The organism is Cryptosporangium arvum DSM 44712, assembly GCF_000585375.1.
Taxonomy (GTDB): Bacteria; Actinomycetota; Actinomycetes; order Mycobacteriales; family Cryptosporangiaceae; genus Cryptosporangium; species Cryptosporangium arvum.
Window position 1 is genome coordinate 3,483,437 of record NZ_KK073874.1, and the last position, 14,964, is coordinate 3,498,400.

A 14,964-nucleotide genomic window follows, 5' to 3' on the forward strand; every position below is an offset into this window, starting at 1 on the left:
ATGGACAACGAGCAGAAGCTGCGCGACTACCTGCGGCGGGCCGGAGCCGACCTGCAGCGCACCCGGCAGCGGCTGCGCGAGGTCGAGGCCGCCGCGCACGAACCGATCGCCATCGTCGGCATGGCCTGCCGGTACCCGGGCGGCATCCGCGGGCCTGAGGACCTGTGGCGGATGGTCGACGCGGGCGAGCACGGCATCTCCGGGTTTCCCGACGACCGCGGCTGGAGCCCTGAGCTCGTCGCCCAGGCCGCGATCCAGGCCGGGGGGTTCCTGCGCGGGGCCGCCGAGTTCGACGCGGACTTCTTCGGCATCTCACCCCGCGAGGCGCTCGCGATGGACCCGCAGCAGCGGCTGCTGCTGGAGGTGTCGTGGGAGGCGCTCGAGCGCGCCGGCCTCGACCCGACCTCGGTGCGCGGCACCGACACCGGCGTCTTCATGGGAGCGATGGCGCAGGACTACCGGGTGGGGCCCGGCGACCGCATCGACGGCTTCGGGCTCACCGGTGGCATGAACAGCGTGCTGTCCGGACGCGTCGCCTACACGTTCGGTCTCGTCGGCCCGGCCGTCACCGTGGACACCGCGTGCTCCTCGTCGCTGGTGGCGATGCACCTGGCGTCGCAGTCGCTGCGGGCAGGCGACTCCTCGCTGGCACTGGCCGGCGGGGTCACCGTCATGTCCAGCCCGGCCACGTTCATCGAGATGGGACGGCAGGGTGGCCTGTCCGCCGACGGGTTCTGCCGGTCGTTCGCCGACGCCGCCGACGGTACCGGCTGGGCCGAGGGTGTCGGCGTGCTGGTGCTGGAGCGGCTGAGTGACGCCCAGCGGCTCGGGCACCACGTCCACGCCGTGCTGCGCGGCTCCGCGGTCAACCAGGACGGCGCCTCCAACGGCCTGACCGCGCCGAACGGCCCCTCGCAGCAGCGCGTTATCCGGCAGGCGCTGCGCAACGCGCGCCTGAACGCCCACCAGGTCGACGTCGTGGAGGCCCACGGCACCGGCACCACGCTGGGCGACCCGGTCGAGGCCCAGGCGCTGCTGGCGACGTACGGCCAGGACCGGGACACGCCGTTCAAGCTGGGCTCGATCAAGTCGAACCTCGGGCACTCCCAGGCCGCCGCGGGCATCGCCGGCGTGATCAAGATGGCCATGGCGATGCGCCACGGCCGGCTGCCGCGCACGCTCCACGTCGACCGGCCGTCGTCCCACGTGGACTGGACAGCCGGCGCGGTGCACCTGCTCACCGAACCGGCCGACTGGCCCCGCGGCGACGAGCCGCGGCGCGCCGCGGTGTCGTCGTTCGGCATGAGCGGCACCAACGCGCACACGATCCTGGAGGAACCCCCGCCGGTCGACGCCCCGGAGGCCGACCGCGCGGAACCCCCGGGCTCGCTGCCGATCCTCGTCTCCGGCCGTACCGCGGAGTCGCTGCGGGCGCAGGCCGCGTCGCTCGCGACCGTCGCGGGCGGGCTCGACTTCGCGTTCTCGGCCGCCACCACGCGCGCGAGCCTCGAGCGTCGCACCGTGCTGCTCGCCGACTCGCCGGAGCAGGCCAGGGCCGCGCTGCTGGCCGTCGCCGACGGCGCCACGCCGCCGGACGCCGTGGAGGGCGTCAGCCGCGGCCGACGGCGGGTGGCTTTCCTGTTCACCGGGCAGGGCGCGCAGTCCCTCGGCATGGGACGCGGGCTCTACCAGCGGTTCGAGGTCTTCGCCGAAGCGTTCGACGCCGTCACCACCGAATTGGACCGGCATCTGGACACCCCGCTGCGCGAGGTCGTCTGGGGCGACGACGAGGAGCGGCTCGCCCGCACCGGGTACACCCAGCCCGCGCTGTTCGCCGTCGAGGTCGCGCTGTTCCGGCTGGCCGAATCGTGGGGCCTGCGTCCGGATCTGCTCATCGGCCACTCGATCGGCGAGCTGGCCGCCGCCCACGTGGCCGGGGTGCTCGACCTTCCGGACGCGTGCCGGATCGTCGCCGCCCGCGGCACGCTGATGCAGGCGCTGCCGGCCGGAGGGGCGATGGCCGCGGTCGAGGCGACCGAGGCGGAGGTGGTGGAGTCGCTGCCGGCGGGTGCCTCGATCGCCGCCGTGAACGGGTCGCGCGCCGTCGTCGTGTCCGGCGACACCGCGGCCGTCGACGAGGTGGCGGCCCGGATGACCGCGGAGGGGCGCCGGGTCAAGCGGCTGAACGTCTCCCACGCGTTCCACTCCCATCACATGGACCCGATGCTCGACGAGTTCCGCGCCGTCGTGCGGGAGGCTTCGACGCAGCCGCCGCTGATCCCGTTCGTGTCCGGGGTGACCGGTGAGCCGGCGACGGTCGAGCAGGTGACCTCGGCCGACTACTGGGCCGCGCAGATCCGCGAACCCGTGCGCTTCGCCGGCGGTCTCGCCTGGGCGCGCGAACACGACATCGACGTGTTCCTCGAACTCGGCCCGGACGGAGTCCTCACCGCGATGGCGGGAGGCGACTCGGTTGCTGCGTTGCCGGCGATGCGCGTCGGCCGCGACGAGGTCCGCACGATCACCACCGCGCTCGCCGGCCTGCACGTACGGGGTGTGCCGGTGCGCTGGGACGAGTTCTTCGCCGGCACCGGGGCCCGCCGCGTCGACCTGCCGACGCAGGTGTTCCAGCCCCGCCGGTACTGGCCGAGCGGTGACTACGCGCAGGTCGCGGACGTGCGCGCGGCCGGTCTCGGCGCCGCCGGGCACCCGCTGCTGGCCGCCGCCGTCGCGCTCGCCGACTCCGAGGGCGCGCTGCTCACCGGGCGGCTGTCGCTGCGCTCGCACACCTGGCTGTCCGATCACGTCGTCGGTGGGGCCGCGCTGCTGCCGGGCACCGCGTTCCTGGAACTCGCGATCCGCGCCGGTGACGAGGTGGGCTGCGACCGGGTGGAGGAGCTGACGCTCGCCGCGCCGCTGGTGCTGCCGGCCGAGGGCGGCGTGCAGGTGCAGCTGTGGGTGGGGCGCCCGGACGACGCCGGTCGTGCGCTCAAGATCTTCTCGCGTCCCGAGGGCGGCGACGATCCGTGGACGTTGCACGCGACCGGCCTGCTCGGAGTGGGGCCGGGATCGGTGCATGTGGACGCGGAGTGGCCACCGCTCGGTGCCGAGCCGGTCGACCTCGAGGGGCTTTACGACCGGCTGGCGGGCGACGGTTTCGAGTACGGCCCCGCGTTCCGTGGTCTGGCGGCGGCCTGGCGGCTCGGCGACGAGGTGTACGCCGAGGTGCGGCTGCCGGAGGGCGTCTCCGCGGAGGCGTTCGGTGTTCACCCGGCGCTGTTCGACGGGGTGCTGCACACGATCGGGCTCGTCGGCCTCGGTGAGGAGGCCCGTGGGGCGATGCCGTTCGTCTGGGAGGGCGTGACGCTGCACGCGTCCGGCGCGACGGACGTCCGGGCCCGGATCAGCCCGGCCGGGCCGGCGGTGGTGTCGATCGCGCTGAGTGACGCGGCGGGTGGTGCGGTCGCCTCGGTCGAGTCGCTGACCCTGCGCGCCGCGCCCCGGGAGCAGCCCGACCGGATCGTCCGCGACGCGCTGCTGCATCTGGACCGGGTACCACTTCCGCCCGACCCCGGGAGCGCCGCGGTCTCCGTGGCGGTCTCCGGCGACGACCCGTTCGGCTTGGCGGAGGCGTTCACCGGGGCGGACGGTCCGTCCCTGGGTGGGGTGCTGCTGGTCTCGGTGCGCACCGAGGCGGGCTCCGACCCGGCCTTGGTCGCTCATGACCTGGCCGCGGACGCCCTGGTGCGCCTGCGGGACTGGCTGACCGGTGAGCGGGCTCCCGGCTCGCGGCTCGCGTTCGTGACCCGCGGCGCGACGGACGGCCGGGACCTCGCGGCCGCGGCCGTATGGGGCCTGGTGCGCTCGGCGCAGTCCGAGAACCCCGGCCAGTTCGTCCTGCTCGACCTCGAAGACGGCGCACCCGTCGACCCGGGCGCGCTGCGTGCGGCGCTGGCGTCCGGTGAACCGCAGATCGTGGTGCGCGACGGCGTCCCTTACGCGCCGCGCCTCGCGCGGACGTCCGCCCCCACCGGGGAAGCCCCCGCCTGGAATCCCGACGGCACGGTGCTGATCACCGGCGGCACCGGCTACCTGGGCCGGGCGCTGGCCCAGCACCTCGTCGCCGCGCACGGCGTCCGGCACCTGGTGCTGATGAGCCGCGGCGGCGCGACGACGGACCCCGGTGACCTGGCCGGCCTCGACGCCGACGTGCGGATCGTGGCCGGCGACGCCGCCGACGCCGACGCGCTGCACCGGGCACTTGCCGACATCCCCGCAGACAATCCGCTGACCGCGGTGATCCAGACGACCGGCGTCCTCGCCGACGGCGTCATCGAGACGCTCACCCGCGAGCAGCTCGACACCGCGCTGCGCGCCAAGGCCGACGCCGCCTGGAACCTGCACCGGGCGACCGCTGACCTGAACCTGGCCGCGTTTGTGCTCTACTCGTCGGCTGCGGGTGTGCTCGGCTCGGCCGGTCAGGGCGGTTACGCGGCCGGCAACGCGTTCCTCGACGCGCTCGCCGCTCACCGCCGGGCCGCCGGGCTGCCTGCGGTGTCGCTCGCCTGGGGACCGTGGCAGGCCGACGGCGGCATGACCGGGGCGCTCGCCGACGCCGACGCCCGGATGGCCCGCACCGGGCTGCCGCCGCTCACCGTCGAACAGGGTCTGTCGCTGTTCGACGCCGCGCTGGCCGGCGCCGAAGCGGTGGCCGTCCCGCTGCGGCTCGACCTGGCGACGCTACGCGCGGCGGCCGACGCCAGCGGCGCGGTACCGCCGCTGCTGCGCGGCCTGGTGCGGACGCGGTCGCGGCGCCGCACGGCCACCGGCGAGGACCTCGCGACCGGCCTGCAGCAGCGGCTGCACCAGCTCGACGAGCCGCAGCAGCGCACGCTGCTCGCGGAGCTGGTGCGCGGCCAGGTCGCCGCCGTGCTGGGCCACGCCGACGCCGAGGCGATCGACCCGGACCGGCCGTTCCAGAGCCTCGGCTTCGACTCGCTCAGCGCGGTGGAGCTGCGCAACCGGCTCAGCACGGTCACCGGTCTGCGGCTGCGCGCCACCCTCACGTTCGACTACCCGAACGCCGGTGTGCTCGCCGGGTACCTGCTCGACGAGTTGCGCGGTGCCGCGACGCCCGTCGCCGCGCCGGTCGTGCGCGGCGCGGTGGCCGACGATCCGATCGTCATCGTGTCGATGGCCTGCCGGTACCCGGGCGGGATCGAGTCGCCGGAGGACCTCTGGCGGCTGGTCTCCGACGGCACCGACGCGATCTCCGGCTTCCCGGCCAACCGCGGGTGGCCCCTGGACGCGCTGTACCACCCCGACCCTGACAACCCGGGCACGTCGTACACCCGCTCGGGGGGCTTCCTGCACGAGGCCGGTGCGTTCGACCCGGAGTTCTTCGGGATGAGCCCGCGCGAGGCGCTGGCCACCGACGCGCAGCAGCGGCTCCTGCTCGAGGCGTCGTGGGAGGCCCTCGAACGGGTCGGCCTCGACCCGGTCTCGTTGCGGGGCAGCCGCACTGGTGTGTTCGTCGGCGTCATGTACAGCGACTACAGCGCGGTGCTGGGAGCCAGCGCCGAAGGGTTCCAGGGCAGCGGCACGTCGCCGAGCATCGTCTCCGGGCGGGTCTCCTACACGCTCGGGCTGGAGGGCCCGGCCGTCACGGTCGACACCGCGTGTTCGTCGTCGCTGGTCGCGGTGCATCTCGCGGCGCAGGCGCTGCGCGCGGGGGAGTGCTCGCTCGCGATCGCCGGCGGCGTCACCGTGATGTCCACGCCGTCGGTGTTCGTCGAGTTCTCCCGGCAGCGCGGGATGGCCGCCGACGGGCGGTGCAAGGCGTTCTCGGACTCGGCCGACGGTGTCGGCTGGTCGGAGGGCGTCGGGATCGTCGCGCTGGAGCGCCGGTCCGACGCCCGGCGCAACGGCCACGAGATCCTGGCGGTGCTGCGGGGGAGTGCCGTCAACCAGGACGGCGCCTCGAACGGCCTGACCGCCCCGAACGGCCCCTCTCAGGAGCGGGTGATCCAGCAGGCGCTGGCCGCGGCCGGGCTGTCGACGGTGGACGTCGACGTGGTGGAGGGGCACGGGACCGGTACGACGCTCGGCGACCCGATCGAGGCGCAGGCGCTGCTGGCGACGTACGGCCGGGACCGGGACCCGGATCGCCCGCTGCTGCTCGGGTCGGTCAAGTCGAACCTGGGGCACACGCAGGCCGCTGCCGGGGTGGCCGGGCTGATGAAGATGGTGCTCGGGATGCGGCACGGGGTCGTGCCCAGGACGTTGCACGTCGGTTCGCCGTCGTCGCACGTCGACTGGGAAGCCGGTGCGGTTGAGCTCGCCACCGAACAGGTGCCCTGGCCGGAGACCGGCCGCCCGCGCCGGGCCGGCGTGTCGTCGTTCGGCATCAGCGGCACAAACGTCCACACAATCGTCGAAGCGCCCCCGGCGGTAACCCCCGCGGCGCCGGCCGAGATGGCGGTCGCACCGGTTGCGTGGGTGCTCTCTGGGCGGACTCGGCCGGCGTTGCGGGCGCAGGCCGCGCGGTTGCGGTCCCATCTGGATGGCCACCCCGACCTGTCCCCGGCTGACGTCGCGTACTCGCTCGCCACGACCCGGTCCCGGTTCGCGCACCGCGCGGCGGTCGTCGCCGATGACCGCGACGCACTGCGCCGGGCGCTCGGCGCGCTGGCCGACGACGAACCCGACCCGGGCATCGTCACGGCACCGGCCGCGTCCGGCCGCACCGCGCTGCTCTTCTCCGGGCAGGGCAGCCAGCGGATCGGCATGGGCCTCGACCTGGCCGAACGCTTCAGCGTCTTCGCCGAGACCCTCGACGCCGTCCTGGCCGAACTCGGCCTCGACCGCGACGTCCTCACCGACCCCGAGCGGCTGGACCGCACCGGCTGGACCCAGCCGGCGCTGTTCGCCTACGAGGTCGCCCTCTTCACGCTCCTGCGTCACCTGGGCGTCCGCCCTGACCTCCTCGCCGGGCACTCGATCGGCGAGCTCGCCGCGGCACACGTCGCCGGCGTGCTCTCCCGGGCCGACGCCTGCGCGCTCGTGTTCGCCCGCGCGCGCCTCATGCAGGCCCTGCCGCCCGGTGGTGCGATGGTCGCCGTCCGGGCGAGCGAGGACGAGGTCACCGCGCTGCTCACCGCCGGGGTCTCGATCGCGGCCGTCAACGGCCCCGAGGCCGTCGTCATCGCCGGTGACGAGCGCGAGACGCTCGACCTCGCCGCCCGCCTCGCCGCCGACGGCCGCCGCACCACGCGGCTGCGGGTCAGCCACGCGTTCCACTCGCCGCTGATGGAGCCGATGCTCGCGGAGTTCCGGCAGGTCGCCGAGGGGCTCACCTACCACCCGGCGGAGATCCCGGTGGTGACCGGAACCGGCGGCGACGTGAGCACCCCGGAGTACTGGGTGCGCCACGTCCGCGACACGGTCCGGTTCGGCGACGCGGTCACCGCGCTGCGCGCCGCCGGAGCGGGCACGTTCGTCGAGGTCGGGCCGGACGGCGCGCTCGCGGCGATGGTGCCGGGCATCCTCGGCGACGGCGTCGACGGGATCGCCGCCCAGCGCGCCGACCGCCCCGGGACGACGGCGCTCGTCGCTGCCCTGGCCTGCCTGCATCTCGCCGGCGCGACACCGGACTGGGCGGCGTTGCTCGGCCCGGTCCGTCGGGTCCCGCTGCCGACGTACGCGTTCGAGCACGAGTTTTTCTGGCCCGAGGCGGTCGCGGTGCCGGACACCGCCGGCTCCGCACCGGGCGACCGGCGGCTGTGGGCCGCCGTCGAGCGCGGCGACGACGGCGAGCTCGCGGCGCTGCTGCGCCTGGAGGACGCCCAGCGCGAGTCGCTCGCCGCGCTGCTGCCCGCGCTGTCGTCGTGGCGGCACAACGCGGCCGAGAAGACGCGGCTGGACGCCTGGCGCTACCGCGTCGAGTGGCGGCCCGTGCGCCCGGCGCCGGACCGGGTGCCGTCCGGCACCTGGGCCGTGCTCACCACCGACGACGTCGACCCCGCGCTCGCCGCGGCCGTCGGCGAGGCGCTCGGCGCACCGCTGGTCACCCTCGACGACGACTGCCTCGACCCCGACGTACTCGCCGCCCGCCTCGCGCCCGCCACCGGTCTGGTCTCGCTCGTCGCGCTCGACGAGCGGCCGGTCGAGCGGTACCCGTCGACCACCCGCGGGCTCGGCCTCACGATCGCCCTGCTCCGCGCGGACGTCGACGCACCGGTGTGGGCACTGACCCGCGGCGCCGTCTCGACCGGCCCCGCCGACCCCGTCACCCGGCCGCACCAGGCCGCCGTGTGGGGCCTCGGCCGGGCCACCGCCCTGGAACAGCCGGGCCGCTGGTCCGGCCTCGCCGACCTCCCCGAGAACCTCGACACCGCGGCCCTGCGCCGCCTGGTCGACGTCCTCGCGCAGCCCGCACCGGCGGAGGACCAGGTCGCGATCCGGACGCACGGCGTGCTCGGGCGTCGCCTGGGCCGCCACCCGGTCGGGGACATCCCGGCCGCGCGCGACTTCACCGTGCGCGGCACGGTGCTGGTCACCGGCGGCACCGGCGCGCTCGGCGCCGAAGTGGCCCGCTGGCTGGCCCGCGCCGGAGCCGCCCACCTCGTGCTCACCAGTCGCCGCGGCCCGGACGCGCCCGGCGCCGCCGAGCTGGCGGCCGAGCTCACCGCGCTCGGTGCCGAGGTGAGCGTCGTCGCGTGCGACGCCGCCGACCGCGCCGCGCTCGCCGACGTGGTGGCGCGCTACCCGATCACCGGCGTGGTGCACGCCGCTGGCACCGGGCAGGCGTCCTCCCTCGCCGAGACCGGGCCGGCCGAGGTCAACGCGGTACTGGCGGCCAAGCTCACCGGCGCCGCGAACCTCGACGAACTGCTGCCGGACGCCGAGCTGTTCGTGCTGTTCGGGTCGCTCGCCGGCGTCGTCGGCAGCGCCGGGCAGAGCGCCTACGGCGCGGCCAACGCGTACCTCGACGCCCTCGCCGACTACCGCCGGGGACGCGGCGCCGCGGCGACGTGTGTCTCCTGGGGCCCGTGGGCCGGCGGCGGTATGGCCCTGGACGACGCCGTCTCCGAGAGCCTGCTCCGGCGTGGCCTGCGGTTCCTGCAGCCGGACGCCGCGATCGCCGAGCTGCGCCGGGCGATCCTGCAGCGTGACACCGCGGTCACGGTCGCCGACCTCGACTGGGACCGCTACCACCCGCTGTTCTCCTCGGTGCGGCCCAGCCCGCTCCTCGCCGATCTGCCCGAGGTCCGTGCGCTCACCGAAGCCGCGTCGCAGCGGAGCGGGGCCGCGAACGAGCTGGTCACCCGGGTGCGTTCGCTCGGCGAGAGCGACCGCCGACGTGTGCTGGTCGACCTCGTGCGCCGCGACGCCGCCGCGGTGCTCGGGCACGCGTCGACCGAAGCCGTCGGCGCCGAGCGCGCGTTCCGCGACGCCGGGTTCGACTCGCTGACCGCTGTCGAGATGCGCCGGCACCTCGCCGCCAGCACCGGTCTGACGCTGCCGAGCACGATCGTTTTCGACCATCCCAACCCGATCGCCCTCGCCGAGCACCTCGCGGCGCTGATGCTCGACGCCGAGGCCCCGGACACCGTCGCTCCCGCGATGGCACCTGCCGCCGACGAGCCGATCGCCATCGTCAGCATGAGCTGCCGTTTCCCCGGCGACGCCTGCTCACCCGAGCAGCTGTGGGAGCTGCTCGCCGCCGGGCAGGACGCCATCACCGACTTCCCGGCCGGTCGGGGCTGGGACGCCGCGGCGCTCTACGACCCCGACCCGGAACGCGGCGGCACCACGTACTCGACGCGCGGCGGGTTCCTGCACGACGCCGGTGACTTCGACCCGGACTTCTTCGGCATCTCCCCGCGCGAGGCCCTCGGCATGGACCCGCAGCAGCGGCTGCTGCTGGAGACCGCGTGGGAGGGCATCGAGCGGGCCGCGATCGACCCCCGCACCCTGCGCGGCAGCCGGACCGGCGTCTTCGTCGGCTCCAGCTACCAGGAGTACGGCCGGGGCGCCGGGGACGGTTCCGAGGGGCACATGGTCACCGGGAGCAGCCCCAGCCTGCTGTCCGGCCGCCTGGCGTACGTGCTCGGCCTGGAAGGCCCGGCGGTCACCGTCGACACGGCGTGCTCGTCGTCGCTCGTCGCGCTGCACCTCGCGGCGCAGGCCCTGCGCAACGGCGAGTGCGACCTGGCGCTGGCCGGCGGCGCTACCGTGATGACCACCCCGGCGGCGTTCATCGCGTTCAGCCGTCAGCGCGCGCTCGCGGCCGACGGCCGCTCCAAGGCCTTTTCCGACGACGCCGACGGGATGACGCTCGCCGAGGGCGTCGGGCTCCTGCTCGTCGAGCGGCTCGCCGACGCCCGCCGCCACGGCCACGAGGTGCTGGCCCTGGTGCTCGGCAGCGCGGTCAACCAGGACGGCGCGTCCAACGGCCTCACCGCGCCCAACGGCCCGTCGCAGCAGCGGGTCATCCGCCAGGCGCTGGCCGCCGCCCGGGTGTCCGCGGCGGACGTCGACGCCGTCGAGGCGCACGGCACCGGCACCGCGCTCGGCGATCCGATCGAGATCCAGGCCCTGCAGGCGACCTACGGGGCGGGGCGGACCGCCGATGATCCGGTGCGGCTCGGCTCGATCAAGTCCAACATCGGCCACACCCAGTCCGCGGCGGGTGTCGCCGGGGTCATCAAGATGGTGCAGGCGATGCGCCACGGTGTGCTGCCCGCGACGCTGCACGTCGACCGCCCGACGTCGCACGTGGACTGGTCGGACGGGACGCTGGAGCCGCTGACCGAGGCGGCCGAGTGGCCCCGCGGTGACCGGGTGCGCCGCTGCGCGGTGTCGTCGTTCGGGATCAGCGGCACCAATGCCCACGTCGTGCTGCAGGAGGGGCCATCGCCGGCGGCCGTGGACGCGGAACCGGGAACGGCGCCCGCGCTGGCGTGGGTCGTCTCGGCCCGGGCCGAGGCCGCGGTGGCCGAGCAGGCCGCCCGGCTCGCCGCGCACCTGGACGAGCGACCCGGCCTCGCCGCGGCCGACGTCGGCCACACGCTGACGACGGCCCGCTCCTCGTTCGAGTACCGCGCGGTCGCCGTCGGCCGCGACCGGGAGGGGCTGACCGGAGCCCTGAACGCCCTTTCCGCCGGCGCCCCACACCCCGGCGTCGTGCGCGGCACCGCCGACGTCGACGGCCGGACCGTGCTCGTCTTCCCCGGTCAGGGCGCGCAGTGGGCCGGGATGGGAGCCCGGCTGCTGGACGAGTCACCGGTGTTCGCGGCGCGGATTGCCGAGTGCGCGGCCGCCCTGCACCGCTGGCTGGACTGGTCGCCGCTCGCGGTCCTGCGCGGCGAGGACAACGACGTCCCGGTCGACCGCGTCGACGTTCTCCAACCGCTGTCGTTCGCGGTGATGGTGTCGCTCGCCGCGCTGTGGGAGCACCACGGCGTGCGGCCGGACGCCGTCGTCGGACACTCCCAGGGAGAGATCGCCGCCGCGGTGGTGGCCGGTGCGCTGTCGCTGGAGGACGGCGCGCGGGTGGTCGCGCTGCGCAGCCAGGCGATCTCCCGAAGCCTGGCCGGCCGGGGCGCGATGCTGTTCGTCGCGCTCCCCGCCGCCGACGTCGAACCCCTGCTCGCCGCCGACGGCCTGTCGCTCGCCGCCGTCAACGGGCCCGCCGCCACCATCGTGTCCGGCGACGCGGAGGCCGTGCGGCGCCTGCGTGACGGCCTCGTGGCACGTGGCGTCCGGGCCCGCCGGGTCGAGGTCGACTACGCGTCGCACTCGGCGCACGTCGAGGAGCTCCGTGCCGAGCTGATGGCCGAGCTGGCGGTGGTGCGGCCCGGCCGCCCGCTCATCCCGATGTACTCCACAGTGACCGGCGGCTGGGTCGAGGAGGGTGAGCTCGACGCCGGCTACTGGTACCGCAACCTGCGTGACACCGTCCGGTTCGGGCCCGCCGTGAGTGCGCTCGTCGACGAGGGCTACCGGGTTTTTGTCGAGTCGAGCCCCCACCCGGTGCTGACCGTCGGCGTCCAGGACGTTCTCGACGCGTCGGGTGAGCCCGCCGCGGTGACCGGCACGTTGCGCCGCGACGACGGCAGCCTGGATCGCTTCCTCACCTCACTCGCCGAGGTCTTCGTTCGCGGCGGCACGGCCGACTGGACTCCCTGTTTCCCCGGCGCCCGGGCGGTGCCGCTGCCCACGTACGCGTTCCAGCGGCAGCCGCTGTGGCTGGTGCCGGCCGCTCCGCCGGTGATCGACGCGTGGGACGCGGAGTTCTGGACCGCGGTCGAGCAGCGTGACGTCGACGTGCTCACCCGCGGCCTGCACATCGACGAGGAGAGCCTCGGGCAGGTGCTGCCCGCGCTCTCGTCGTGGCGGCAGCGGCGCCGCGACCTGTCCACCGTCGACTCGTGGCGGTACCGCGAGCAGTGGCGTCCCTGGCGGCCGACCGCGCCTGCGGTGCTGACCGGCGATTGGCTGCTGGTCGCCGCGGAGGCGGACGCGGGCGCGGCCGAAGAGGAGGCGCTGACCGCCGCCGGGGCGCGGGTACACCGGCTGGTGCTGGACGAGAGCTGCGTGGACCGCGTCGAGCTGGCCTCCCGGCTGGCGGCCACCGGCCCCCTCACCGGGGTGCTGTCGGTGCTGTCCGACGCGGAGGAGCGCAGCCGGGCGTATCCGGCGCTGACCGTCGGTGTGGCGCTGACCGTGTCGCTGGTGCAGGCACTCGGCGACGCCGGGATCGACGCGCCGCTGTGGTGCGTGACCCACGGCGCCCCGGTCTCGGCGCAGGTGTGGGGGATCGGTCTGACCGCCGCGCTCGAGCACCCGCGCCGCTGGGGTGGCCTGATCGACCTGCGTGGACCGGTCATCGGGCTGGTGCGGGCGCTCGCCGACGCCGGCGAGGACCAGATCTCGGTCCGCGACACCGGCCTCTGGGTGCGACGCGTCGTGCGGGCACCGGCCGCCGGCCAGCGTCCGGCCCGCCGCTGGCGTCCGCGCGGGACCGTGCTCGTCACCGGGGCCACCGGCACGATCGCGCCGCACCTGACCCGCTGGCTGGTCGAGCAGGGCGCTGATGACCTGGTGCTGCTCAGCCGTCGCGGCCCGGACGCACCGGGCGCGGCGGACCTCGTCGCCGGGCTGTCCGAGCGCGCCACCGTCGAACTGGTCGCCGCCGACGTCACCGACCGGGACGCGATGGCCGCGCTGCTGGCCCGCCTGGCCGGCGACGGCCGGGTCGTGCGCTCGGTCTTCCACACCGCCGCCGTCATCGAGCTGCAGGACCTCGACGAGCTCGACCTGGCGTCGTTCGCCACCGTCGTCGGCGCCAAGGTCGCCGGTGCGCAGGTGCTCGACGAGCTGTTCGACGACGCGGACCTGGACGCGTTTGTCCTCTACGCCTCCACCGCCGGGATGTGGGGCAGCGGGAAGCACGCGGCCTACGTCGCCGCCAACGCGCATCTCGGCGCGCTCGCCGCCGACCGGCGTCGCCGCGGGCTGCCCGCGACCGCCGTGCACTGGGGCATCTGGGCCGACGACGCGAAGCTCGGCCGGATCGACCCCGAGCAGATCCGCCGCTCGGGCCTGGAGTTCATGGATCCGGAGCTGGCCCTGTCCGGCCTCGCCCGGGTGCTCGACGACGACGAGACGTCGCTGGTCGTGGCCGGCGTCGACTGGGAGTATTATCACCCGGTCTTCACCTCCGGGCGGCCCACCCGGCTCTTCGACGAGGTGCCGGAGGTCGAAGCGGCCAACCGGGCGAAGGCGACGGCCGGTGCCCAGCGGTTCGCCGCGCGGCTGACCGGGCTCGCGGACGTCGAGCAGGAGCGGTTGCTGACCGAGCTGGTGCGGGCCGAGGCCGCGGCCGTGCTGGGGCACGGTTCGCCGGACGCGCTCGCCGAGCGGCGGGCGTTCCGCGATGCCGGGTTCGAGTCGATCACCGCCGTGGAGCTGCGTAACCGGCTCGCTGCGGCCACCGGGCTCCGGCTGCCCGCGACGCTGGTGTTCGACTACCCCAACCCACGCGCGCTCGCCGCGCAGCTGCGCGCCGAGCTGCTGGACGCGGAGGAACCGGGGCTCACCGAGGACACACCGGTCAGCGCCGAGGTAGCCGACGACCCGATCGTCATCATCGGCATGAGCTGCCGTTACCCGGGCGGTGTCCACTCACCGGAGGACCTCTGGCGGCTGGTGTCGGAGGGCACCGACGCGATCTCCGCGTTCCCCGTAGATCGCGGCTGGGACGCCGACGCGCTGTTCGACCCCGACCCCGACCACACCGGCCGCTCGTACTCGGTGCAGGGCGGCTTCCTGCACGACGTCGCCGAGTTCGACAGCGGGTTCTTCGGCATCTCCCCGCGCGAGGCTCTCTCGATGGACCCGCAGCAGCGCCTGCTGCTGGAGACCGCGTGGGAGGCGATGGAACGCGCCGGCATCGACCCGCACACGCTGCGCGGCAGCCGGACCGGCACGTTCATCGGCGCCAGCTATCAGGACTACACGGCCGGGGTGCCCAACGCGGCCGAGAGCTCCGAGGGGCACATGGTCACCGGCACGCTCTCCAGCGTGCTCTCCGGCCGGATCGCCTACACGTTCGGGCTGGAGGGCCCGGCGGTCACGCTCGACACGGCGTGCTCGTCGTCGCTCGTCGCGCTGCACCTGGCCGGGCAGTCGCTGCGCACCGGGGAGAGCAGCCTCGCGCTCGCCGGTGGCGTCAGCGTGATGGCGACACCGGCGGCGTTCGTCGGGTTCAGCCGGCAGCGTGCGCTCGCCGCCGACGGCCGGTGCAAGGCCTATTCGGACGACGCCGACGGGATGACGCTCGCCGAGGGCGTCGGGTTGCTGCTCTTGGAGAGGCTTTCCGACGCCCGGCGGCTCGGCCATCCGATCCTCGCGGTGGTGCGCGGGAGCGCGGTCAACCAGGACGGCGCCTCCAACGGC

Annotated in this window: 1 protein-coding gene (running past one end of the window); it reads left to right on the plus strand. The window is 75.2% G+C overall.

Annotated features, from left to right (window positions below):
- Positions 1 to 14,964, plus strand: partial view of a type I polyketide synthase gene (locus CRYAR_RS49605; protein WP_035851732.1) — the 5' portion only. It continues 12,537 nt past the right edge of the window; 14,964 of the gene's 27,501 nt are visible here — the first part of the coding sequence; its start codon is at positions 1 to 3; the stop codon falls past the right edge of the window.